25 protein-coding genes are annotated in these 23,635 nt (G+C 30.7%); 17 read left to right on the top strand and 8 right to left on the bottom strand.

Annotation, left to right across the window (positions count from 1 at the left end; all coding sequences use genetic code 11):
• The first annotated feature begins 19 nt into the window (after positions 1-19).
• The 9 genes from ffh (at position 20) to ACZ5VL_RS01720 (ending at position 6,858) form a co-directional block, all read left to right on the top strand.
• Positions 20-1,357 (top strand): signal recognition particle protein, encoded by a 1,338-nt coding sequence (gene ffh / locus ACZ5VL_RS01760; protein ID WP_464199357.1) that lies wholly within the window; start codon positions 20-22, stop codon positions 1,355-1,357.
• An 83-nt stretch (positions 1,358-1,440) separates the two neighbouring features.
• Positions 1,441-1,674, top strand: coding sequence for a 30S ribosomal protein S16 (rpsP, locus tag ACZ5VL_RS01755; RefSeq protein ID WP_464199355.1), 234 nt, complete (start codon positions 1,441-1,443; stop codon positions 1,672-1,674).
• A 2-nt stretch (positions 1,675-1,676) separates the two neighbouring features.
• Positions 1,677-1,919, top strand: coding sequence for a KH domain-containing protein (locus tag ACZ5VL_RS01750; protein ID WP_464199354.1), 243 nt, complete (start codon positions 1,677-1,679; stop codon positions 1,917-1,919).
• A complete protein-coding gene (rimM, locus tag ACZ5VL_RS01745; RefSeq protein WP_464199353.1) occupies positions 1,912-2,442 on the top strand; it encodes a ribosome maturation factor RimM in 531 nt (176 codons plus the stop codon). Before ACZ5VL_RS01750 ends, rimM begins: the two co-directional genes overlap by 8 nt.
• The gene (gene trmD, locus ACZ5VL_RS01740; RefSeq protein WP_464199352.1) at positions 2,442-3,146 is read left to right on the top strand and encodes a tRNA (guanosine(37)-N1)-methyltransferase TrmD; all 705 of its coding nucleotides are present in this window, start codon (positions 2,442-2,444) and stop codon (positions 3,144-3,146) included. Before rimM ends, trmD begins: the two co-directional genes overlap by 1 nt.
• Positions 3,143-3,499, top strand: a complete 357-nt coding sequence (gene rplS / locus ACZ5VL_RS01735) for a 50S ribosomal protein L19 (protein WP_464199351.1) — start codon at positions 3,143-3,145, stop codon at positions 3,497-3,499. Before trmD ends, rplS begins: the two co-directional genes overlap by 4 nt.
• A gap of 164 nt (positions 3,500-3,663) precedes the next feature.
• Complete coding sequence (gene gltX, locus ACZ5VL_RS01730) at positions 3,664-4,959, top strand: glutamate--tRNA ligase (RefSeq protein ID WP_464199350.1); 1,296 nt, start codon at positions 3,664-3,666, stop codon at positions 4,957-4,959.
• Positions 4,953-5,246 (top strand): YggT family protein, encoded by a 294-nt coding sequence (locus ACZ5VL_RS01725; protein ID WP_464199349.1) that lies wholly within the window; start codon positions 4,953-4,955, stop codon positions 5,244-5,246. Before gltX ends, ACZ5VL_RS01725 begins: the two co-directional genes overlap by 7 nt.
• A gap of 19 nt (positions 5,247-5,265) precedes the next feature.
• Complete coding sequence (locus ACZ5VL_RS01720; protein WP_464199348.1) at positions 5,266-6,858, top strand: lytic transglycosylase domain-containing protein; 1,593 nt, start codon at positions 5,266-5,268, stop codon at positions 6,856-6,858.
• Here ACZ5VL_RS01720 and ACZ5VL_RS01715 read toward each other — a convergent pair.
• Both ACZ5VL_RS01715 and ACZ5VL_RS01710 read right to left on the bottom strand, forming a co-directional pair.
• Entirely contained in the window at positions 6,773-7,258 is a 486-nt protein-coding gene (locus ACZ5VL_RS01715; RefSeq protein WP_464199347.1) for a membrane lipoprotein lipid attachment site-containing protein, read from the bottom strand. The genes ACZ5VL_RS01720 and ACZ5VL_RS01715 overlap by 86 nt on opposite strands.
• 130 nt (positions 7,259-7,388) lie before the next feature.
• A complete protein-coding gene (locus tag ACZ5VL_RS01710; RefSeq protein WP_464199345.1) occupies positions 7,389-7,697 on the bottom strand; it encodes a thioredoxin family protein in 309 nt (102 codons plus the stop codon).
• Between the two features lie 840 nt (positions 7,698-8,537).
• Here ACZ5VL_RS01710 and ACZ5VL_RS01705 point away from each other — a divergent pair.
• The 3 genes from ACZ5VL_RS01705 (at position 8,538) to ACZ5VL_RS01695 (ending at position 15,183) form a co-directional block, all read left to right on the top strand.
• Complete coding sequence (locus tag ACZ5VL_RS01705; RefSeq protein ID WP_464199343.1) at positions 8,538-10,463, top strand: acyltransferase family protein; 1,926 nt, start codon at positions 8,538-8,540, stop codon at positions 10,461-10,463.
• Between the two features lie 423 nt (positions 10,464-10,886).
• Positions 10,887-14,477, top strand: coding sequence for a DNA polymerase III subunit alpha (dnaE, locus tag ACZ5VL_RS01700; RefSeq protein ID WP_464199341.1), 3,591 nt, complete (start codon positions 10,887-10,889; stop codon positions 14,475-14,477).
• A gap of 10 nt (positions 14,478-14,487) precedes the next feature.
• On the top strand, positions 14,488-15,183 hold the full coding sequence (locus ACZ5VL_RS01695; protein ID WP_464200231.1) for an SIR2 family NAD-dependent protein deacylase: 696 nt from the start codon (positions 14,488-14,490) through the stop codon (positions 15,181-15,183).
• A 25-nt stretch (positions 15,184-15,208) separates the two neighbouring features.
• On the opposite strand, the gene dsbI is transcribed toward ACZ5VL_RS01695, so the two are convergent.
• The 6 genes from dsbI to ACZ5VL_RS01665 form a co-directional block, all read right to left on the bottom strand.
• Positions 15,209-16,720 (bottom strand): disulfide bond formation protein DsbI, encoded by a 1,512-nt coding sequence (dsbI, locus tag ACZ5VL_RS01690; protein ID WP_464199339.1) that lies wholly within the window; start codon positions 16,718-16,720, stop codon positions 15,209-15,211.
• Between the two features lie 9 nt (positions 16,721-16,729).
• Entirely contained in the window at positions 16,730-16,897 is a 168-nt protein-coding gene (locus ACZ5VL_RS01685) for a dihydroneopterin aldolase (protein WP_464199337.1), read from the bottom strand.
• Positions 16,898-17,124: 227 nt separating this feature from the next.
• A complete protein-coding gene (locus ACZ5VL_RS01680) occupies positions 17,125-17,928 on the bottom strand; it encodes a cysteine ABC transporter substrate-binding protein (RefSeq protein WP_464199336.1) in 804 nt (267 codons plus the stop codon).
• 69 nt (positions 17,929-17,997) lie between these two features.
• Positions 17,998-18,741: an amino acid ABC transporter ATP-binding protein gene (locus tag ACZ5VL_RS01675; protein ID WP_464199335.1), complete on the bottom strand. Its 744-nt coding sequence runs from the start codon at positions 18,739-18,741 to the stop codon at positions 17,998-18,000.
• Positions 18,741-19,403, bottom strand: coding sequence for an amino acid ABC transporter permease (locus tag ACZ5VL_RS01670; protein WP_464199333.1), 663 nt, complete (start codon positions 19,401-19,403; stop codon positions 18,741-18,743). Before ACZ5VL_RS01670 ends, ACZ5VL_RS01675 begins: the two co-directional genes overlap by 1 nt.
• Positions 19,396-20,043, bottom strand: coding sequence for an amino acid ABC transporter permease (locus ACZ5VL_RS01665; protein ID WP_464199331.1), 648 nt, complete (start codon positions 20,041-20,043; stop codon positions 19,396-19,398). The genes ACZ5VL_RS01670 and ACZ5VL_RS01665 overlap by 8 nt, the downstream gene beginning before the upstream one ends.
• Positions 20,044-20,220: 177 nt before the next feature.
• Here ACZ5VL_RS01665 and ACZ5VL_RS01660 point away from each other — a divergent pair, with 177 nt between their 5' ends.
• The 5 genes from ACZ5VL_RS01660 to ACZ5VL_RS01640 are packed head-to-tail and all read left to right on the top strand — an operon-like array spanning position 20,221 to position 23,635.
• Entirely contained in the window at positions 20,221-21,003 is a 783-nt protein-coding gene (locus ACZ5VL_RS01660; RefSeq protein ID WP_464199329.1) for a TOBE domain-containing protein, read from the top strand.
• Between the two features lie 8 nt (positions 21,004-21,011).
• Positions 21,012-21,743, top strand: coding sequence for a molybdate ABC transporter substrate-binding protein (gene modA, locus ACZ5VL_RS01655; protein ID WP_464199327.1), 732 nt, complete (start codon positions 21,012-21,014; stop codon positions 21,741-21,743).
• The gene (locus tag ACZ5VL_RS01650; protein ID WP_464199325.1) at positions 21,730-22,134 is read left to right on the top strand and encodes a TOBE domain-containing protein; all 405 of its coding nucleotides are present in this window, start codon (positions 21,730-21,732) and stop codon (positions 22,132-22,134) included. Before modA ends, ACZ5VL_RS01650 begins: the two co-directional genes overlap by 14 nt.
• Complete coding sequence (modB, locus tag ACZ5VL_RS01645) at positions 22,134-22,793, top strand: molybdate ABC transporter permease subunit (RefSeq protein ID WP_464200230.1); 660 nt, start codon at positions 22,134-22,136, stop codon at positions 22,791-22,793. The genes ACZ5VL_RS01650 and modB overlap by 1 nt, the downstream gene beginning before the upstream one ends.
• A complete protein-coding gene (locus tag ACZ5VL_RS01640; RefSeq protein WP_464199323.1) occupies positions 22,790-23,635 on the top strand; it encodes a sulfate/molybdate ABC transporter ATP-binding protein in 846 nt (281 codons plus the stop codon). The genes modB and ACZ5VL_RS01640 overlap by 4 nt, the downstream gene beginning before the upstream one ends.

The following is a 23,635-nucleotide window of genomic DNA, read 5'->3' as shown; positions in this document are numbered from 1 at the left end:
TTTTTTGAGGATAGGATTAGTGTTTGAACAAATAAGTGATTCTTTTAGATCGGCAGTTAATAAGCTTAAAACCATTGATGATGAAAAAGCACTTAAAAATGCAATGGAAACTCTTAAGAAAGCTTTGTTAAAGGCTGATGTTTATCATAAAGTTGTAAAGGATCTTTTGACTAATATAGAAAAAGATCTTAAAGAAAAAGGTATTGGTCAAAAGCAGTTTTTAGATAGCATTAAAAATAATTTGACTACTACTTTAACGGCTCCTGGAAATCAAGGCTTTGTTTATGCATCAAATCCACCTACAGTTGTTTTAATGGCTGGACTTCAAGGTAGTGGCAAAACAACTACTACGGTTAAATTAGCAAATTATCTAAAGTTGCGTAAGAAAAAAGTTTTGGTTGCGGCATGCGACTTACAAAGACTTGCAGCAGTAGAGCAATTAAAACAACTTTGTATGGCAAATGAAATAGATTTATTTAGCATAGATGGTGAAGCTAATCCTATAAATGTTGCAAAAGGCGCTGCAAAAAAAGCAAAAGATGGATTATATGATGTTCTTCTTGTTGACACCGCAGGACGATTAGCAATTGATGAAGAATTGATGAAAGAGTTAAAAGAAGTAAAATCTACTATAAATCCACATGAGGTATTTTATGTTGCTGATGCAATGAGTGGTCAAGATGCAGTAAGATCGGCTAGTGGATTTGATGAAGCATTAGATATAACTGGTGTTGTTTTAAGTAAATTTGATTCTGATTCTAAAGGTGGCGTTGCGATAGGTATCGCAAAACAGCTTGAAATACCTCTTAGATTTGTTGGTGTTGGCGAAAAAGTTGCAGACCTAGAAAGTTTTATACCAGATAGAATTGTAAGTCGCATTATGGGTGAAGGCGATTTAGCAACACTTGTAGAAAAAACAAGTACCATTATAGATGAAAAAGAGGCAAAAAGATTAAACAAAAAGATAAAAAAAGGTCAGTTTAATTTTAATGATTTTATAGAACAGCTTGAGAGTGTAAAAAAACTTGGGAATATGAAAAATCTTATTGGTATGATACCAGGTCTTTCAAATGTTGCAGGAAAGTTAAAAGATATAGATCTTGAAGGTTCAGATGAAATAAAACGTATAAAAGCTATGATACAGTCAATGACTCCAAAAGAGCGCGAAAATCCAGAGCTTTTAAATAATTCAAGAAAAAGAAGACTTGCTAATGGTGCAGGACTTTCACAGATGGATGTAAATAAGTTTTTAAAGCAATTTAGTAATGCATCCAAGATAGCAAAAAAATTATCAAACAAAACTAGTATGAGGGGACTCGAAAGTATGCTAGGTGGAGCTCAAAACTTTCCTAGATAATTATGGGAAAGTTTTGATAATAAAGTTTAGCTATGGTTATGACTATATCTAAGCTTTATTTATAAATTTTAAGGAGTAAAAATATGGCAACAGTTGTTAGACTAACAAGAGCTGGTCGCAAAAAAAGACCTTTTTATCGTATAGTAGTTACAGATAGTAGAAAAAGAAGAGATAGTGGTTGGATAGAGAGCATTGGTTATTATAACCCAATGGTTGAGCCAGAAGTTGTTAAATTTGATGCTGAAAGACTAGCATATTGGAAAAGTGTTGGTGCAAAATTAAGTGATAGAGTGGCTAGAATAACTACTAGCAAATAAATATGGTAAAAAATTTTTTATTACAGTACGCTAAATTAATAGCCGAATTCCCAGATCAAGTTGATATACAAGAAGAACAAAAAGAAAGCAATTTTTGCGAGCTTACAATATTTGCAAACAAGGCTGATACTGGAAAACTAATAGGCAAAGACGGCAGAATTATAAATGCTATAAAAGCAGTTATCATAGGATGCAAGGCAAAAAATTCATTTTCCTATAGAGTTACGGTAAAAGCTATTGAATAATGAATTATTGGAAGTTGCTATCATTGGCAAAACAATTGGTTTAAAAGGACATCTTAAATTAAACAATAGAAGTGATTTTATAAATCAATTTAAAAAAGGTGCAATATTTTACGATAAATGTTTAAATAAATTTGAAGTTGAAAGCTTTGATAAAATAAAGCTTTTGATAAAATTTATTGGATATGATGACATAGATAGCGCAAAACAGCTTACAAATAAGGTTTTATATAGTACAAAAGAAGATACTGTAAAAAACTGTAAATTACAAAAAGATGAGTTTTTTTATTTTGATGTAATAGGTTGTGAGATTATAGAGAACGAAGAGATTTTGGGTATTGTTGATGATATAGAAGAATTTCCTTTGAGTCATATGTTGCTTATAAAAACTTCCCAGAAACTTGTTCAAAAAGATTTGCCAAAGAGCTTTTATTTGCCATATAATGATAGATATATATTAAGCGTTGATATAAAAAATAAAAAAATATTTTCAAAAGATAGTATCGGGATACTTGAAAATTCATAATGAAATTTACATTTGTAACTCTTTTTAGAAATTTAATAGAACCGTATTTTGGTGATTCTATTTTAAAAAGAGCAGTTGAAAATTCTCTTTTAGATATAAGTTTTTTAAATCCTAGAGATTTTAGTACAAATAGATATAAAAAAGTTGATGAGTATATGATAGGTGGCGGTGCTGGTCTTTTAATGAGTGCTCAACCACTTTATGATGCACTTATGTATCTTAAAAAACAAGACAAAAATGCAAAAATCATTTTTGTAAGCCCTGTTGGAAAACAGTTTACGCAAAAAGATGCTAAAAGACTTTCAAATATGTCGCATGTGTGTTTTGTTTGCGGTAGATATGAAGGTATTGACGAGAGAGTTTACGAGCTTTTTGCAGATGAGATATTTTGTATAGGAGATTTCATATTAACTGGCGGAGAACTTCCTGCACTTTGTATGTGTGATGCTATCAGCAGAAACATAGATAGAGTTTTAGGGAATTGTGATTCGCTTTTAGAAGAGAGTTTTGAAAATACACTTTTAGAGGCTCCCTCTTTTACAAAGCCAGATAATTTTCAAAATTTAAAAATAATTTCAGAGTTTTTAAAGGGAAATCATGGTAAAATAAAAGCTTTGAAAGATAATATGGCGATTTGCAAAACTAGGTTCCATCGCCCAGATTTGTTTATAAAATCCAAGTCGCTAAACAAAGGAATAAAATGAAAAACAAATATATTGAAGCTTTTGAAAAAGCTCAAAAAGCTGAAAAAAGTGTGCCTGAGTTTAGAGCAGGCGATACACTTAGAGTTGCTATTCGCATCAAAGAGGGTGAAAAAAGTAGAGTTCAAAACTTTGAGGGCATTTGTATAGTTAGAAGAGGAGAGTCTGTAAACGAAACATTTGTTATTCGCAAAATTGGAGCAAATGGTATTGGCGTTGAGAGAATTTTCCCAATATATAGCGAAAGTATAGAGTCTATAGAAGTTCTAAGAAGAGGACGCGTTAGAAGAGCAAGGTTATTTTATCTTCGCGAACTTCGTGGAAAAGCTGCTAGAATTAAAGAACTTAAAAAATAAATTTTACCACTCTTATTATACTCTTAGCATAAATTTTAAAGGAAATTTATGCTATTTTTTTATATTTAAATTTCCGTTAAAACACAAGTTTGAATTAAAATTTCTTTTTTATTTAGATTACCTTTAGTATAATTATCTGAAAATTATGGATATTAAGGATAATTATGTATCGCTTTGCTCCATCACCAACAGGTGATATGCATATTGGGAATTTGCGTGCAGCTATATTTAACTATATTTGTTCGCTACAAGATAAAAGTGGCTTTATACTTCGCATTGAAGATACTGATAAGGAAAGAAATATAGAAGGAAAAGATGCTGAAATTTTAGATATTTTAACTAAATTTGGCATAAAATGGGATGCACTTTACTATCAAAGTAAAAATCTTAAATTTCACAGAGAACTAGCAGCAAAACTTCTAATGGATAAAAAAGCTTTTTTATGTTTTTGCTCTGATGAAGAGATAGCAAATAAAAAAGAACTTGCAAAAGAAAAAAATATAGCTTATAGATATGATGGAACTTGTGAAAAACTAAGTGACGCAGAGGTTTTAAACTGCGAAAAATCTTCAGTTATCAGAATGAAAAAGCCAAGTAAAACTATGAGTTTTGTTGATGAAATAAAAGGTGAGATATCTTTTGAGCCAGAAAATATCGATAGTTTTGTTATCATGAGAACCGATAAAACTCCAACCTATAACTTTGCTTGTGCGGTTGATGACATGCTTGAGGGCGTTGATTTTATCATAAGGGGAGAAGATCACATAAGCAATACCCCAAAGCAAGAGCTTATACGAGAAAATTTAGGCTATACTGGCAAATTTAGATATGCACATCTGCCTATTATTTTAAATGAACATGGCACAAAAATGAGTAAAAGAGAAAATAGCTCATCTGTAAAATGGCTGTTAGAAACCGGATATATGCCTGAGGCTATCGCGAATTATCTTATTATGCTTGGTAATAAAACACAATGTGAAATTTTTAGTATGAGTGAAGCTGTAGAATGGTTTGATATCACAAAAGTATCTAGAAGCCCAGCCAAATTTGACATAGATAAACTTTCTCAAATAAACAGAGAGCATATAAAAAGAGCAAGCGATGAAAGACTTGCAGAACTTTTTGAAATGTCTGCTAAATTTGCAGATCTTATTCGTTTTTACACGCAAGAAGCTAGCTTGATAAACGAAATAAAAGAAAAAATCTCACGAATTTACTCTTCTAAAAAAATAAAATGCGATTATGAAAATGAAATTCAATTATTAAGAGATGCTATTCAAAATCTTGATGTAAAAGAGAGTTTTGATGAGTTTAAAGCAGCTTTGATGAAAGCAACATCTCTAAAAGGCAAAAATTTTTTCATGCCACTTAGGTTGCTTTTAACTGGGGCTGAACATGGGCCAGAACTTAGTGAACTTTATAAGTTTATAAAAAATGATATAAAGGAAATAATTTGTTAGTAAATAATTTTATATTTGCGATTGCAACAATATTGCATATTGTTTTGGTGGGTTATATGTGGGTTATCATAATATCGGCTCTTATTTCTTGGGTAAGACCTGATCCTTATAATAAAATAGTCCAAGGGCTATATAGGCTTACAGAGCCAGTTTATGTCAAGATTAGAAGTATTATGCCAACAACATTTGGTGGTATTGATATCGCACCAATTATTGTTATTCTTATAATACAATTTTTGGATCTTTTTGTTGTAAGGAGTTTATTTGGCTTTGCTGGTTCGATGTAGTATAGTATTTTTTTTATGCTTGAGTTTTTGTTTTGGTGGAGTTGTTGGAGTTGAGAATTTAAAAAAACAACCAAAGAGTTTGGCTAAAGATTACTATTTTTATAGATTACTCACTGAAGGACAATACTCTAAAGAAGATGTCTATGAGCTTAGAGATGATGTTTATAGATATAGAGGTAGACTAAAAACAGCTATTGAAAAAGTAGTTGGTGAAAAACCAAAGGTTATACCTGAATGTGAGCTAGCTTACCCAAACATTATGGATGCAAACGAGAGTTGTCAAATAAAACTTTTATACATGAGTAGAGTTATAAAACTAAGCAACGAAGATAGAAACATCTTGATACAAAAATATCAAGCATCTCATCCAAGCTCTGCAAATATGCTATATGGGTTAAATTCAAATGATCCAATTTCATACTATGAGTGCACTTTGGATAGTGGAAATTTTTTAACATATTATAGTATCTATAATAATAAAGAAACTTTTGATAAAAGTTATAATATAAATTTTATCAATCAACTTATATCTGAAAAAAGATTTGAAAGCTTGTTAAAAGAGAGTGTTTTAAATAAATCTATGCCAAAATTTAGGCGCTCTCTTCTAGATGCTGATCCTAAAAATGCATATTCTTATGATACGGCTTTTTATCTTGGTGTAAATTCTTTACTTTTTGATAAAAAAGATAGAGCAATAAATTTCTTTTCCCGTGCTGCAAATTTAGGTAGCTCTCCTATGGCTAAAGATAATGCAAATTTTTGGGTTTATTATTTAAGTAAAGATAAAAATGTACTCCAAAATATAGCAGATAGCACTGATATTAATATTTATAGCATTTATGCAAGAGAAATTACTGGTGCAAATAAAAAAGATATCATTATTCCACGCCCACAAGTCGCTACTTTAAAATACTATAGTATAAGTGATCCATTTACTTGGGAATATACAAAGCAAACAATAAAAGATATGAATAGTTCACAACTTAGCGATTTTGCTACTAAATTTTATACAGTTGAAACTGTTGGGCATTATAGCTATATGATGGAAAAAGCTAGTGAATATAAAACTCATTATTATCCTATGGCATACGATTATTTGTTAAGCGGTGTTGAGGCACATAGAAAAGCACTAATTTTTGCTATAGCTAGACAAGAAAGCAGATTTATACCAAGTGCAATTTCTGTTTCTTACGCGCTAGGAATGATGCAATTTATGCCGTTTTTGGCAAACGATATAGGTAAAAAACAGTTAAAACTAGAAAATTTTGATCAAGATGATATGTTTAAACCAGAAGTTGCTTATGAATTTGCAAATATTCATCTAGACTATTTGGAAAAATATCTTTATCATCCAATTTTTATAGCATATGCATACAATGGTGGCATAGGTATGACAAAAAAAATGCTAGTAGAAGACAATCTGTTTTCAAAGGGTAAATACGAACCATTTTTAAGCATGGAGCTTGTAAAAGCTGATGAAACAAGAAATTATGGTAAAAAGGTTTTGGCAAACTATGTTGTTTACCTTAACGCTTTGGCTGCCAATACATCGATACAGACACTTTTTGAAATGCTAACTCGATCCGAGCCGATGGATAGATTTCGAAATTAATCCTTATAACATCTGTGTTTTTTTGTGGGGAAACTATCTCATAGTATTTCCCCCAAGGGACGCTAAAGGCTACTCTTTTTAGAAGTTCATCGCCCTCTTGCAATTCTCTTACAACTACATTTTGTGAACTTCTGTTTATTGTAAATGAACCTTTTGCAACTTCTGTTTCTTTTGGATAAATTGCTACTATAAAATGCTCTTCTAAGTTTTCGCTAACAAGATCTGGATAGGCTGGATTTAAATATGTGCCTAATACTAAGACTCTTTGATTTTTATTTATAACTTCTGTTTTTTGGGTGTATGCTAAAAGCTCATTTTTTATAGGATCATGCATAAAATTTTTGTTTGAACAAGCACTCAAAAAAAGTACAGTTGTGAGAGCGAAAATAGTTTTTTTCATAAATATACCTTAATATACTTTGTTATAATTTCTGTTATTTTAGCTAAAATTTGTTAAATATATAAAGATAATGAAAGTTTTTATAAAAATAAAGCGACTTTAGTATAAAATAAAAATCGTTTTATTTAAATCATATAATCTTTTTTATACCTTCTTCTATGGTATTTTTGCTATGAGGCTCTACAACTCTTTCATGCATCTCTTTGCCATCTTTTAGGTAAAATATCGTTGGTATATGTCTTATAGAGTATTCATCTCTCACACCTTCGCTATCATCAACATTTACATCATAAAAGTTTACATTTTGATATGACTTTTTAAGCTCCTCAAGTATGGGCTTAGCAAATTTGCAGTCTTTGCACCAAGGCGCACCAAAATAAACCACGCCACTTCCGCTTGACATAACTTCAGCTATCTCTTCTTTGTTTAATGTTTTCATTTTTTCTCCTTTATTTTTTAGCATTATACTTATAAATAGTAAAAATTTATAAAATATATTTTTATTTGAAAATATTATATATAATTAGCCTATATTTCAGCGACTTAGTTACAAAGGTTTTTATGCTTAGCACCAAAATAGCAAGCTTTTAAATTTAGAGTTTATAGACAATTTATATAAATAAAAGCGATAAAAAGAGATTTTAGAAACTTCATCGCTAGTTAGCCTCAAAAAAGGCGAAATTCTTTATGAAAAAACTAGAAGTTGATATAGCTACATCTTGATGAACAGTGGAGTTTTAGGCGCATTTATATTATCTTTAAATTTAAAACAGATAATTGTTTTTACTATAATACAAAGGCAAGAGTTGTATACTTGTAGTGTTGAGGTATTAACAAAAAGCTAAATATAGAAGTTTTGGAAAATTATGAATTTATTTTACACTAAATACGCTTTTTAAAAATTAAAAGATAAGTATAAAAGTGTTGCAAACCATACTGCTATGCTTATAGCTAGTTGTTTTGATGCTGTTATAATATTTTATGTTTAGCACTTTTTTGCACCACTTCATGAACGCATAGAAAATTTATCGCAAGAAAATAGCATAAATGACATTGTCAACTTAATCCATGATTAGATAACAAATCACTTATAAAGCGTAATAGAGGCTGTTTTAAGATATTAAAAGAGATGTAAAAGGCGACAAAATAACCTAAAAACCCGGCAATATTATATATCATACATCGCAAATGTCAAAAAATATTAAGGCTCAATATTCTTATATCAAAATTTAAACAAATATTATATATAATATTTGTTTAAAATAATAAAAGGTAATAAATGACAAATAAATCTTATAGATATGAGCTCGATGGATTAAGAGCTCTTGCTGTTTTATCTGTAATAATATATCACGCAGAATTAAACTGTATTGGATTTAGAATCTTACCAGGAGGATTCCTTGGAGTTGACATATTTTTTGTGCTTTCAGGATTTTTAATTACAGGCATACTAATAGATAGATCTACAACATTATTTACATTTTATAAAAGTAGAATTGATAGAATATATCCAGCACTACTTTTAATGCTAGCATTTTCTTGTTTTCTTACTTTAATTTTTTTGATACCACACGATATATTAAATTTTATAGAACAATTAAAAGGGGCTATTGCATTTTTTTCAAATTATATTTTTATGAATGAAGACTCTTATATAGCAGATTCTAGTAGATATAAAATATTATTGCACACATGGAGTCTTGGTATTGAGTGGCAATATTATTTGGTTTTCCCATTTATAGTATATATTATTAAAAAACTTTTTAATAATAATTTTGAACAGATTTTAATTATACTTTTTGCATGTTCATTTTTCTATTGTCTTTATTTAATGAAAATCAATCCAACTATTGCTTTTTATTCAACAATTTCTAGAGTTTGGGAGTTATTTGCTGGAGGTATAGTTTATTTAGCTTCAAAGTATATAAAAGAGAATAAAATCAATAATTTTTTATCTGCCTTTGGTTTAGTTATAATACTTTATTGCATTATATTTTTTAGAGATACTGATTCTCATCCTGGTTTTGTTAGTTTATGGGTCATTATTGGGACCGCTTTTTTTATATTATTTATACAAGAAGACAGTCTTGTATATAAAATATTTACATTAAAATCAGCGATATTTATTGGAGTTATATCTTATTCATTGTATTTGTATCATCAACCAATACTTGTATTTTATAGATTTAGTCAAGGAGAAATTAACAATAAAGTTTTTATCATATTGCTTATATTAATTATTGTAGTTTCTGCATTTTCATATAAATTTTTTGAAAACCCAATAAGGAGAAGCAAAAATAATAAAAAATATTTTATATTATTGTTTTTAATTTTTACTATTGTATTATTTTATAAAGGTGCTCAATATACAGAGGGTTATAAATTTAGAAAAAGTAAAATTGCGGCAGAAACATTAAGACATTTTGAAATACCAGAATTTAGAAGACTAAAAATATATGGAAAGCCTTGTGCTATGAGAGAACCTTCAGAGGCTTGCGAAATAGATAATGGTGGTAAAAACTTAGTCATAGCCGGTGATTCTTTTGTAGGTGTTTTTGATTATATATTTTCTGAACAAAAAAATATAAGCACTATGTATTTAGATTATGAGCAATGCCCTTTGCTTTTGGAGGGAATTTGGTTTGGAAATGTTCCACAGTGTTCTGATATAAACAAAAAAAGATGGATTAAAATACAGAAATTAAAACCATCAAATTTTTTGATTGGTGCAAATTTCACTCAATTTTATGGCGGTAAAAAGCCTATTGATAATTACATACCAAATGTAACAACAGAGGCTAAAGAAAAACTTACAGGAGATGAGGTTTATCAGAATTTTAGAGCTGCTATTGAAAAGCTGATATCTCTTGGGCATAATCCTATTATATTGCTTCAGCCGCCACTTCCTTTTAAAGATAATAAAATTTTTGATGTAGCAAAAGAACTAAAAAGGCAAGTAAGTAGTGGCAAACTAACTTTCGAATATGAATTCGATGCCATACCTACAACTAATATTGATAATGATATTAGAAGGGCTCTTAAAGGACTGAATGTAACTTATATAGATATGAACGGTAAAATGTGTAATGAATCTTCGAAATGCTTAACATTTAATCAAAATGGAGCATTATTTAATGGCGAAAATCATTTATCATACTTTGGAGCAAAATTATTTATGGAAGATATTATTAATGCAATGAAGTAAATTAAAACAGATTTCTGTTTCATATATTTTTGTATAGATAATACAATATTGTATTATTATAAATTTAGTGGCTTTATTGGCATTGTTATAAAACATTTTTTCAAATTGATTATGGTTGCATAAAAATTAAGGAGAGAAAATGTTAAGCAAAAGTAAAAGAATTATGGTTGCATCGCTTGGTCTTGTTATAATTGGAATTTTGGCGTTTTGCTTTAAAAGTTGGTAGTCTGGGCTAAATTTATCTTTAATGTTGATATAGTCGGTTTTTGTCCAGTGTGATATTTTTTAAATCGTTGTTTCATAAAGTAGTAAGACTTTAAACTTACTATAAATAAATACCTAAATGCGGCATTAAATAGATGTTTATTATATCTTAATCAAAAAAAGTGTAATATAAATCTACTACATGAAATTGGATTTATTATGAGCAAATTTACACATTTACATTTACATACAGAATACTCGCTTCTTGATGGCGCTAACAAGATAAAAGAGCTAGCCTCAACACTAAAAGAACAAGGCGTAGAAGCTTGCGCGATAACAGATCATGGCAATATGTTTGGCGCGATTGATTTTTACAAAACAATGAAAGCTACTGGTATAAAGCCTCTCATAGGAATGGAGGCTTATATTCATAATGGTGATGATATAGAAGATAAGAGTACAAAACAGAGATTTCACCTTATTTTGATAGCCAAAAATGAGATAGGATATAAAAATCTTATGTATCTTAGTTCTATGGCCTATATCAAAGGATTTTATTATTATCCAAGAATAAATAAAAAGATTTTAAAAGAGCATAGTGAAGGGCTTATTTGTTCATCTGCTTGTTTGGCAGGTGAAGTGAACTGGCATCTAAATTTAAGCGAGAGAAATAAAAAATATGGCGCAAAAGGCTATGAAAAAGCAAAAGAAGTAGCTCTTGAATACAAAGAGATATTTGGTGATGATTTTTATCTTGAAATTATGCGTCATGGTATAAGTGAACAAAGAGCGATTGACGATCAAATTTTACAAATTTCAAAAGAAACTGGCATAAAGGTTATCGCTACAAACGACTCTCACTATACATTTAAACAAAGAGCCGAAGCGCACGAAGTATTTATGTGTATAGCTATGAAAAAAACGTTAAATGATAAAGATAGATTAAGACATAGTGTTCATGAGTTTTATGTAAAAACTGATGAACAGATGAGAGAAATTTTTGCTGATATTCCAGAAGTTATCGAAAACACTACAGAAGTTGTAAATAAATGTAATTTAGAGCTTCATCTTGGTGATCCAACACCGCCAAATTTCAAATTTACAACACAGTATGCTAAAGAGATGGGCATAAGCTTGCCTGAGCCAGAAAATGAGTATAGTTTTGAAAATGATGCTGTGTTTTTTGAGATGGTTGCAAAAAAAGGTCTTGAAGAGAGGTTAGAGTTTATCCCGCAAGAAAAACATCAGTTTTATAAAGATAGACTAGATCATGAAATAGCTATCATTGATAAGATGAAATTTCCAGGATATATGCTTATAGTTTGGGATTTCATAAGAGAGGCAAAGGATAGAGGTGTTCCTGTTGGTCCAGGAAGAGGCTCGGCTGCTGGCTCATTGGTAGCTTTTAGTCTTAGGATAACAGATATTGATCCGCTTCCATATAACTTACTTTTTGAGCGTTTTTTAAATCCTGATCGTATAAGTATGCCAGATATAGATGTGGATTTTTGTCAAGATAGAAGAGGAGAGATAATTGATTATGTCATAGAAAAATATGGAAGTTACAATGTTGCACAGGTTGCAACTTTTGGTAAACTTTTGGCAAAAGGCGTTATAAGAGATGTTGCAAGGGTTTGTGATATGCCTTATAAAGAAGCTGACGAGATGGCAAAACTCATACCAGATGAGCTTAAAATCACACTTAGTGGACATAAGGATAAAAATGGCGAGTTGATAGATGGTGCTATTCAAAAAGAGCCAAAGATTACAGAACTTATAAACAGCAATCCTTTGGCAAATCAAATTTGGAAATACTCAAACGACTTAGAAGGACTAAACAGAAATGCAGGAATGCACGCAGCTGGTGTTGTGATAAGCAATGAACCGCTTTGGAGTAAAACTCCGCTTTTTAAGCAATCAAATAGTGAAGATGGGCACTATGTTACGCAGTATGCTAAGGATTACCTTGAAGATGTTGACTTAATCAAATTTGACTTTCTTGGCTTAAAAACACTTACTGTTATAAACAACGCTTTAATGCTCATAAAAAGAAGATATGATAAAGATATACTTTGGGAACAGATAGATTTTAACGAGAAAAAAACATACGAGCTGATACAAAGTGGAAAAACTCTTGGTGTATTTCAGATAGAAAGTGGCGGTATGCAAGAGCTTGGAGTTAGGTTGAAGCCTGACTGTTTTGAGGATATAATTGCTATGATAGCACTTTATCGCCCAGGACCAATGGATCTAATTCCAGATTTTATAGATAGAAAACATGGAAGAGCTAAGGTTGAATACCTCATAAATGATATAAAAGAGATTTTAGAACCAACTTACGGAATTATCGTTTATCAAGAGCAGGTTATGCAAATCGTGCAAAGAATCGGTGGCTTTAGTCTTGGTGAAGCTGATTTAGTGCGCCGTGCAATGGGTAAAAAAGATGAGAAAAAACTTTCGGCGATGAAAGAACAATATCTAAAAGGTGCACAAGAAAGAGGATATAATGTAAAAAAGGCCGATGAGTTATTTGAACTTATTATGAAATTTGCTTCATATGGATTTAATAAATCTCACGCGGCAGCATATTCGCTTATCACATTTCAAACTGCATACTTAAAAGCGCATTATCCAGCTGAGTTTATGGCAGCACTTTTGACAAGTGAAGAAAGTAACGCAGATAAACTTGCTAGATACATGGATGAGATAAAAAGACTTGGCATAAAACTTTTGCCACCTAGTATAAATACATCTATTAGGCAATTTAGCGTTAGTGATGATGGAAAGTCAATTATCTATGGTCTTGGCGCTATAAAAGGCGTTGGTCTTGGCGCTATAGAAAACATAGTAGAGCAAAGAGGCGAGAGTGGGTATAAAGATATAGACGATTTTGTCTCAAAAGTTGATAGCTTTAAGGTAAACAAAAAAGTTCTAGAATCACTTATAAAAGCTGGCGCTATAAACTGTCTTGGATTAAGCAGGATGTGCTTACTAAGAAATGTTGAAAATATTTTAGATGCATGTAAAGGTTCTGATGCTATAAAGAAAAATGCAAAAGAATCACTATTTGGTGATGATGAGAGCATAAGTCAAGTCAAAGTTGATATTTTAAAAACAGACGAAGAGCTTCCGTTGATGGAAATTTTAGGATATGAGCTTGAAACTCTTGGTATTTATCTTTCTGGGCATCCACTAAAAGACCATGAAGATAAGATAAAATCTCTAGAAAATATAACTTTTAGCAATTCTTTTGGAGAAATTAGTGGTTCAAGTGATATCATGGTTGTGGCAAAAATAGAAGAGATAAATAATAGAATTACCAAAAAAGGCAATAAAATGGCTATTGTTAAGCTGTTAGATCTTTATGGTGTTTTTTCTATGACTGTTTTTGAAAACTCGCTAGAGCAATTTTCTAGCTTAAGCGATGAAGATAAACAAAAGCCATATATATTTGCAATAAATTTAACAAATGAAAACTCACAGATAAGCACTAGATTTTTAAGTATGGGAAATTTAGATGATGCAGAAAATTTTAACTTTACTCCAAGAAAGAAAAAGACTTTTTATCAAAAATCACAAATGACTGAAACGAAAAAAACTTATGGAAATTTAGAAGTTTCTCTAGATGAGAACAGGTTAAATCAAGATATCATTAACAAAATTTATTCAAGAGCTCATTTGGAACATAAAAATGGTGGAGATAATAAGCTAACTCTAATCTTGGAAGTTGGCGAAAAAAAACTTATCTATAAAACTGAATTTTTGGTTAGTTTGGAGTTTGAAAAAAATATCAATGAGATTTTTGCCTAAAAGAAGAAAAATGAATGAGGTTTTAATATTAAGTGGAGCTGGACTTAGTGCAGACAGTGGTTTAAAAACTTTTCGAGATAATGGCGGGCTTTGGGAAGAGTATGATGTGATGGAGGTTTGCTCTGTGCAAGGTTTTGCAAAAGATAGAAAAAAGGTTCTTGATTTTTATGATAAAAGAAGATTGCAACTTAAAGATGTAAAACCAAATGCCGCACATTTTAATATTGCGAATTTAAAAGCTAAATTTAAAGATAAAATTTCTGTTTTAACCCAAAATGTCGATGATTTACTTGAACGAGCAGGATGCGAAGATGTTGTGCATTTGCACGGAGAGCTAACAAAACTTAGATGCGAGAGATGTGGTAAAATTTTTGATATAGGCTATGATGATATGCGTGGCAAAAAATGCCCAAAGTGTGGAAGTGAATTTTTGCGTCATCATATTGTGATGTTTGGAGAAATGGCGCCATTTTATGAGGTTTTGTATCAAAGACTTCATGAGATGAAGCTTTTTGTATGTATTGGTTCAAGTGGAGAAGTTTTGGATATAGCAAGTTATGCTAGTATGGCAAAGTTAAGCATACTAAATAATCTTGCAAGCTCTAAAATAGATAGATATTTTGATAAAGTTTATAATGAAACTGCATTAAGTGCTGCGCCTAAAATTTACAAAGATATTGAAGAATTTTTAAGTAGACAAATATAATTTAAGCCCTAAGAAGGGCTTAAATTTATTCTAGTGTAAATAGTGTATTTTTGTTATCTTGATAAGAAAGTATGTGAAGTTTTCCATCTTTAAACACCAAACTTCTAGCATTTTTTATATCGCTTGGGAAAGAGATTGTTTTTTCTATCTTCTCATTTTTTGGATCAATTACTACTATCACATTGTGATTTCTGCTAAGTGCATAAATTTTATCATCCTTAAATACCATAGAAGTTATGTAAAGATCGCCTAAATTTGCACCATCTTTTAGAGTTGCGCTTGGTGTAAATTCTGCAGATAAAGTCATGTCACTTATCAAAATTTTTGATATTACAAAAGTTTTTTTATCTTTATTATTTGGAGTTGTAGCTGTATAAATGTATTTACCATCATTTGCCATACTAGCAATGTGATTTAGTTTTGCTCTTACAGTGCTAATTCTACCTCTTCCAAGATCTTCTTTGTTTGCTTCAAATTTATCTGCTCCTTTTAAAAAATTAGCATAACCAGCCACTTCATCAGCTTTATCGTTTTTTGCAAATTTTAAGAAGCTTTTGTTTGAGCCCATTAGGATAAATTTGTTTTCACTAAGTGCATTAACGCTTATGATAGGATCAATGGTTGCAGAGTAGTATGGATCTAGCTCTAGCTCTCTTGATACATTAAAATTTTCATCCATAAAATAAACATCCCATTTTGAGCTTGCTATAAATTCGCCATTTGCAAACTCAAGTGAGTTGATAGGTTTTGATAAATTTATATCCATGCTAGAAGATATTTTTAGACTCTCATCTACATTTAGTGGAGCTTTTGATGAGTCATTATCAAAATTTATACCTAGCTTTGTAGCTGGTGCAAAAGCATAATCTGGAGCTTTTACATCTCTTTTACCTAAAAATGAAATTGTTTTATAGTTGTCATTATTTCCAGTTTTATCCCAAATGATATATTTTTTATCTAGACTAAATCTTACAGGATCGCCTTGTCCAGCGTAAGGAGGTATACCTGTACTAACAAAAGCTTGGAAAACATTTGAAGCTATTATAAAAGCTGATATTATAAATGCAAACATGGCTGGCTTACTAAGTTTTCTATATTTTTCATTACCCATTTCCTCAGTAAAAGCACTAAATTTAGGAGCGAAGAAAAACATAATGCCAAGCATTACAATAACAGACCAAAATACAACTTCGGCCCAAAAATATGTGTGTAGACCAAATACTGCTAAACCAAAACCTTGATCAAGGTCTCTGTGAGTATGATTTCCATAATGGGCAAAAGACTGCCAAAGTCCAAAAGCAGCAACTATAAGAAGCATCGCTATATATTTAGGTTTTAGTCCATATCTTACTATAAAAAGTGCAAGTACGCCTATAAATATCATTGCCTCTCTTTGTCCCCAGCAAAGTGTGCAAGGGCTATCTTTTAATACATACCCAAAATAAAGATTTGCAATTCCAACTGGCAAAAGTGTAATTAAAAAGCCAGCTAAGCACATTAAAGTATAAAATAATTTAACTTTTTTTATATCGTTCATATTTTTCCTTTAGAGATTCATTATAGTTAAGAGTGCTGATGATTTATGTCCTATATAAAAATAAATCATAAATAACCAAGAAAAGGCGACTATCGTAAGTGCAATATTTTCCATATTTGGTTTTTTTATAATAACTATTAAAGCTATTAAAACCAAAAGGAGTTGTAAAAATTCCATTGTTATTTCCTTTTAAAATAATATTTTAGATTCGTATGGTAGTACAATAAAACTTAAAACTAAATATTACTCAATATATTTTAGTATGAAAAAATAATATATAGGGATAAATCTTACTAGAATATAGCTTGAGATTTATATATTTTAAAGATAAAAATTTAAAATTTGTAATAAAATATTAAAATGTAAGAAATTTTTTATAGATTTAGAGCCTAGAGGCTCTAAATCTATTTTTCTATCAAAACATTTTTAGGATCTATATCATCACCATATATAGGTTTTATGGTTTCATCATATGCTTTGTGGAAAAATTTCTCACCCTCAAGCTTTGTGATTAATTCATTTAGCCAGTTAAGAAGCCCTTTATTGCCTTTTTTAACGGCTGGAGCTATAACATCTTCGTTGCCTAAAGTTTGAATTCCCACAACAAAACCGGGATTATTTTTGGCCCAAGCAAATAAAAACACATTATCATGCGTTAAAGCATCGCCTCTACCATCAAGCATGGCTGCAAGAGTTTCTGCTATTTGGTCAAATTTTAAAATCTTGGCATTTGGATTGTTTTTTGTAAAATACAAATCAGAGGTTGTTCCTTTGTTGATAAGTAGTGTCTTGCCTTTTAGATCATCTAGACTTTTTATTGGCGCACTTTCTTTACTAACTACACCGATACTAACTTTCATGTAAGGATTTGCAAAGTCAACAACCCTTTCTCTATCTTTTGTTTTTGTAAAATTTGCTAAGATGATATCAACTTTATTGGCATTTAAGAACTCAACTCTAGTTGCAGGATCAACAATTAAAAATTCTATCTTGCTTTCATCTCCAAAAAGCTCTTTTGCTATACGCTTTGCTAAAGCTATATCATATCCTTGATGTTTACCTTGTGCATCAATGTATCCAAATGGCATTTTATCGCCAAAAACTCCGATTTTAATAACACCGCGAGCTTTAATCTCATCAAGTGTTGAAGCGTTTATAGTTGCTACTGCAAATAAAAGCGTAGCTACAAGTGTTAGAAATTTTTTCATTTCTTTCCTTAAAAATCTGAATTCCCTTATCCTAAGGGCTAATTTAATTATATTAATATCAAAATTTATTTAATGCTGTTTATTAAATTCAAACATATTTAGAAATTTTTTAGTACGATCTGTTTTTGGATTTGTAAAAAACTTATCCGGAGTAGAAATTTCAACGATTTCCCCTTTATCCATAAAAATAATCCTATCCGCCACGCCTTTTGCAAAGCTCATTTCGTGAGTAACTATAACCATCGTTCTACCATCACTTGCAAGATTTAGCATAACATCAAGAACCTCTCTTACTATTTCTGGATCAAGCGCTGCTGTAACTTCATCAAATAGCATTATTTCTGGATTCATACAAAGCGCTCTAACTATCGCAATTCTTTGTTTTTGCCCTCCGCTTAACTCCTTTGGATGTGCATTTTGCTTTTCCAATAAACCAACTTTTTGAAACCAAAATTTAGCATTTTCTACCGCTTCATCTTTACTTTTATTTTGGACTTTCATAGGTCCTAAAATGACATTTTGCATAACATTTAAATGATCAAATAGCTCATAACTTTGAAAAACCATACCAACTTTTTGTCTGATTTCTCTCCAGTTGTTAAATTTGGGATTTATTTTAGTCCCTAAAATCTCCATTTCTCCACTTTGTATATGCTCAAGCCCATTTATACATCTTAAAGTTGTGCTTTTGCCGCACCCAGATGGTCCAAGTATAACCACAACTTCGCCTTTGTTTACGCTAAAACTTATATCTTTTAACGCATGAGTTGTGCCGTAAAATTTATTTATTTTATTAAGCTTTAAGACTTGCATTAATTCCACCTATCTTCTAAAATTTTTGAGAATTTTGATACTGGATAACAAATTGCAAAATATAGAAAAAATATAAATCCATATATTATAAATGCTGCATAGTTATCCGTAAATACTGTGCTATCTATGATTTGCTGACCAACTTTTACTACTTCAACAACGCCTATTAAAACAACAATAGATGTTGTTTTAATCATCCTGCTTAGTAAATTTATAGACGCTGGTACCAAACGCCTCATTGCAAGTGGTATGATGATATATGAGTAAATTTGGGCATTTTTTAGTCCAAGACTTGTAGCACTTTCAAACTGATGCTTTGGTATGCTTTTTATTGCACCTCTTACTAAGTCCATCATTTCAAAAATTCCCCAAATGCTAAAAACTATAATTGCAGCACTAACTCCACTTGTATGGATATTTAACCATTTGCTAAGTCCAAAATATACTAGCATTAACCAGACAATCTGGGGCATTACTCTAACAATCTCAAGACCTATTTTTAAAAATGTGTAAATAAAGCGGTTTTTTGAGCTCATTAAAACGCCTAAAACCATACCGCCAATTAGTGAAAAAGCTATAGATATGAGTGAAATTTTTATAGTAACCCAAAGCCCAAGCATGAGGCGTAAAAAGTTATTTCCTTCAAATAAAATATCAAACATAGCTAAGTCTTTTCTCAAGAAGTGTTAGCCCTAAAGAAATTGGTAAAATAATGATAAGATAGCTAACAATTAACATAAATAAAGCTTCGTTTGTCATGTAGTAAAGCCCCATAATATCTTTTGTAGTATACACCAAATCAGCCAAAGCTATAACGCTAACAACAGATGTTTCTTTGGTTAAAAATATTATATTTGCACTAATTGATGGAAGAGCAACAAAAAATGCTTGTGGTAAAATCACATGATATATAAGTTGCATTTTATTAAGTCCTATGCTAAGTCCAGCTTCAATCTGTGCTTTTTTAACTGCTTCGTATCCTAGTCTAAAACTCTCACTCATATAGCTTCCACCTAAAAACGCAAGGCCTACAACTCCACATGTAAGGCTATCTAGTCTTATACCGATTTTTGGCAAACCATAATATAAGAAAAAAAGCTGAATAAGAAGTGGTGTATTTCTTGAAATTTCAATGTAAATATCAAAAATCTTAGTTAAAACTTTAAGATGTAAAATCCTAGTACACATTGAAAGAAGCCCGATTATAATTGACAAAATTACCCCATAAAATGCAATTTTTATCGTAAGTATACCAGCTGTGATAAACATAGGATAAAACTCTTTTATAAACTCAAAATTCATAAAAAACCTTGTAAAAATGTAAATAAGCCTTATTTCTTGGATTATATTTTATCTTGATTTCTTTAAATTATAGAATATTTTACAGTTTTTTCATGATAATACAAAACATTAAAAGCGTTATATATAATAATATATAATTAAGAAAAAAGTTATTATAATTTTGTCCAAAGGAAAAAAATGGAATTAGTTTCAAATTTTATAATTAAATCAAACAGCAGTGATTTTGTACTTGCAAAACGCATTAAGCTTTTAAAAGAAATAGATAAAACCGGTTCAATCTTGCAAGCTGCTAAAAATGTTCCCATGAGTTATAAGTCTGCTTGGGATGCTGTTGATCTTATGAATAATCTATCTGAAAAACCTCTTGTAGAAGGAAAGTGTGGTGGAAAATATGGCGGTGGTAGTACGCTTAGTGAGTATGCAAAAAAGCTTATAAAAACTTATGAAAATATAGAAAATATCCAAAAAAACTTTTTAGAGCAAATTTCTAAAAACATAGACTTTAATAGCGGAAATATATTAAATTTAGAAAGGTTAACGATGCAAATAAGCGCTAGAAATGTATTTAGTGGTAAAGTAGAAAACATTAAACACGATAAAGTAAATTCAGACATTTTAATTGCTTTAAAAGGTGGTGCAAAAATTTCATCAAATATAACAAAAACTTCAGCTGAGAATTTAGATCTTGAGATAGGAAAAGAAGTAAAGGCTATAATAAAATCAAGCTCTGTAATGATATCAACAACTCAAGACTTGGCAATAAGTGCTAGAAATATTATAAAAGGTAAAGTTGAGAAAATTATAAAAGGCGAGGTGAATTCAGAAGTTAGTTTAAAAATAGGCGTAGGACAAATTTTAACTGCCATTATAACTCAAAGTTCGGTTGATAATCTTGGATTAAAAGAGGGAAAAATGGCTTTTGGTGTGATAAAATCAAGTGAAGTTATGATAGGTTTATAGGGGGAAAAATGAAAAAGTTACTTTTAATTTTGGTTAGCGTATGTTTTTTAAATGCGGCAAACATACGAGTTGCTGCTGCTGCAAATATAGGCTATGTCTTGGAGGATTTAAAAGCCGAGTTTTTAAAAACAAATCCAAATGATACGCTAGAAGTTGTTTTAGCAAGTAGTGGAAAGCTAAATGCGCAGATAAAAAATGGTGCTGATTATGCTGTATTTATGGCTGCAAATATGGATTTTGCACAAGATGTGTTTAAAAACGGTCTTGCTACAGCTCCTGCTGAGGCTTATACAAGAGGAGTTTTGGTCATGTTTAGTAAAGATAAGCGCGATATGACTAAAGGTTTGGAACTTTTAAAAGATAAAGATATACATAAAATTGCCGTTGCGAATACAAAAACAGCGCCTTATGGTATAGCTTCTCTTGAAGCATTTAAAAAGGCTGGAGTTTATGAAAGTATAAAAGATAAAATAGTTCAAGCAGATAGTATATCTGGTGTTTTACCTTACGCGCTTAGTGCTGCTGAGATAGGCTTTATACCAAAATCGGCTCTTAGTGGCAAAGATGAGTATAAAAAAGGGGAAAATTTTATAGAAGTTGATAGGGCGATTTATACTCCACTTGACCAAGGCATGGTTTTGATAAAAACTCATGAAAAGGATAAGCTAGCAAATGATTTTTATAAATTTATAAAAAGTGACGTAGCAAAAGCGATATTTGCAAAACATGGATACGAATAAGATTATTTCTAAAGTAGTTGGTATAAAGTCTAACCACTCTTTAAATCTCATAAATTTAACAAGCGAAGTTGGGGATTTAGCTTTTGTTTCGCTTGAAATTTCAGCTACTTTAGAAGATGAAATTATAGTTGGGTTTAAATCATCAGCAGTTGCTATTTGTAAAACAAAAAAAGATGATTTAAGCTACTCAAATCAAATAGAGGTTTGTATTAAGAGCATTGAAAAAGGTGAAATTTTAACTCAAATCATTGGCGATAAAAATGGTATTTTTATATCGTCTTTAATAACTACAAGCTCGGCAAATAGGCTAAATTTAAAAGTTGGGCAGAGTGTTGTTTTTCTAATAAAATCAACAGATATGTTTTTAGTTCAAAACAGGAGTGAAATTTGATAAATTTTACTCCATTTCTTGTATCTTTTAAGCTCGCTTTTATTACTACTTTTGTGCTATTTATTGTAGTTTTGCCAGTTGTTTATGTCCTTAGTGGCACTAAAAGCAAGATAAAGCCTTTTGTAGAGAGTATAGCAGCCTTGCCACTTGTCTTGCCACCTACTGTTGTGGGATTTTATTTGCTTTTTGGTTTTTCAAAGAATTCTCTCATAGGTGGGTTTTTATTTGAAAACTTTGGAATAGAACTAGTTTTTAGCTTTAGTGGTCTTGTGTTTGCAAGCTGTATTTATTCACTTCCTTTTATGTTTCAGCCACTTTTATCAGGATTTGAAAGCTTAAATAAAAACATTATAGAAGCATCGTATCTAAGCGGTAAAAGCAAGATTACAACTCTTTTTTGTATAGTGCTTCCAAACATCAAGCCATCTTTAATAACGGCATTTGTTATAACTTTTGCTCACACGGTTGGTGAGTTTGGTATAGTACTTATGGTTGGTGGAAGCATAGAAGGAAAAACAAAAGTGGCAAGCATAGCGATATATGAGTTTGCTGAGATTATGGACTATAAATCGGCTCATATTTATAGTGCTATCATGTTAGTAATGTCTTTTGTGGTTTTGCTTAGTGTGTATTTTTTTAATCAAAAGGCAAAATTATGATAGAAATTTGCATAAATAAGCCTTTGTTTGACAAGATGGTTTTAAATGTTAAATTTAGTGTAAAAAGCGGAACATTTTTAGCTATAAGCGGCGCTAGTGGGAGCGGTAAAACTACCCTTCTTAGATGTTTAGCTGGACTTGAAAAAAGCATTGGAGTTATAAAAGTAGATGATGAAATTTGGCAAGATGAAAAGACATTTTTAAAGCCTCAAGATCGTAAAATTGGATTTGTTTTTCAAGATTACGCACTTTTTGAAAACTTAAGTGTAGAAAAAAATTTTCTTTTTGTACAAAAAGATTATGAACTTTGTAACAAACTTCTTAATATGCTTGATTTAACGGAATTTAAAAATCGTTATCCAGCCAAACTAAGTGGCGGTCAAAAACAACGCGTTGCTCTTGGTAGGGCGATGATGAGAAAACCAAAATTACTACTTCTTGATGAACCTCTTTCTGCTCTTGATCCAAATTTACGCATAAAACTTCAAGATGAGCTTTTAGAAATTCATCAAGCATTTGGCACTACAACAATGCTTGTTAGTCACTCTCCAAGTGAAATTTATAAATTAACAAATTTGATGCTTGAGTTAGAAAATGGCAAAATCACTAAATTTGGCTCCCCAAAAGATATTTTGCTAAGACAAAGCGGGAGTCAAAAGTTCTCATTTATTGGAACCATATTGGATGTGCAAAAAGTTGATGCGATATTTGTTGTAACTATTTCTATTGGGCAACAACTAACTCAAGTTGTAGTTGATAGCGATAAAGGGCTTAAAATAGGGCAAAAGATAAATGTAAACACTAAAGCATTTAATCTAAATTTGAGTAAAATTGAGGAATAA

This window comes from Campylobacter sp. GTC17093, from assembly GCF_055397635.1.
Note: the sequence above shows the minus strand (reverse complement) of the source record. Positions and strands in the feature narration are given on the sequence as shown.

Coding starts and splice junctions, on each gene's coding strand:
- ACZ5VL_RS01650 (WP_464199325.1), top strand. CDS start 21,730: ATGGATACGAATAAGATTATTTCTAAAGTAGTTGGTATAAAGTCTAAC.
- gltX (WP_464199350.1), top strand. CDS start 3,664: ATGTATCGCTTTGCTCCATCACCAACAGGTGATATGCATATTGGGAAT.
- ACZ5VL_RS01670 (WP_464199333.1), bottom strand. CDS start 19,403: ATGTTTGATATTTTATTTGAAGGAAATAACTTTTTACGCCTCATGCTT.
- rpsP (WP_464199355.1), top strand. CDS start 1,441: ATGGCAACAGTTGTTAGACTAACAAGAGCTGGTCGCAAAAAAAGACCT.
- trmD (WP_464199352.1), top strand. CDS start 2,442: ATGAAATTTACATTTGTAACTCTTTTTAGAAATTTAATAGAACCGTAT.
- ACZ5VL_RS01640 (WP_464199323.1), top strand. CDS start 22,790: ATGATAGAAATTTGCATAAATAAGCCTTTGTTTGACAAGATGGTTTTA.
- ACZ5VL_RS01660 (WP_464199329.1), top strand. CDS start 20,221: ATGGAATTAGTTTCAAATTTTATAATTAAATCAAACAGCAGTGATTTT.
- modA (WP_464199327.1), top strand. CDS start 21,012: ATGAAAAAGTTACTTTTAATTTTGGTTAGCGTATGTTTTTTAAATGCG.
- ACZ5VL_RS01695 (WP_464200231.1), top strand. CDS start 14,488: ATGAATGAGGTTTTAATATTAAGTGGAGCTGGACTTAGTGCAGACAGT.
- ACZ5VL_RS01750 (WP_464199354.1), top strand. CDS start 1,677: ATGGTAAAAAATTTTTTATTACAGTACGCTAAATTAATAGCCGAATTC.
- ACZ5VL_RS01680 (WP_464199336.1), bottom strand. CDS start 17,928: ATGAAAAAATTTCTAACACTTGTAGCTACGCTTTTATTTGCAGTAGCA.
- dnaE (WP_464199341.1), top strand. CDS start 10,887: ATGAGCAAATTTACACATTTACATTTACATACAGAATACTCGCTTCTT.
- dsbI (WP_464199339.1), bottom strand. CDS start 16,720: ATGAACGATATAAAAAAAGTTAAATTATTTTATACTTTAATGTGCTTA.
- ACZ5VL_RS01685 (WP_464199337.1), bottom strand. CDS start 16,897: ATGGAATTTTTACAACTCCTTTTGGTTTTAATAGCTTTAATAGTTATT.
- ACZ5VL_RS01705 (WP_464199343.1), top strand. CDS start 8,538: ATGACAAATAAATCTTATAGATATGAGCTCGATGGATTAAGAGCTCTT.
- ACZ5VL_RS01710 (WP_464199345.1), bottom strand. CDS start 7,697: ATGAAAACATTAAACAAAGAAGAGATAGCTGAAGTTATGTCAAGCGGA.
- ACZ5VL_RS01665 (WP_464199331.1), bottom strand. CDS start 20,043: ATGAATTTTGAGTTTATAAAAGAGTTTTATCCTATGTTTATCACAGCT.
- rplS (WP_464199351.1), top strand. CDS start 3,143: ATGAAAAACAAATATATTGAAGCTTTTGAAAAAGCTCAAAAAGCTGAA.
- ACZ5VL_RS01675 (WP_464199335.1), bottom strand. CDS start 18,741: ATGCAAGTCTTAAAGCTTAATAAAATAAATAAATTTTACGGCACAACT.
- ACZ5VL_RS01715 (WP_464199347.1), bottom strand. CDS start 7,258: ATGAAAAAAACTATTTTCGCTCTCACAACTGTACTTTTTTTGAGTGCT.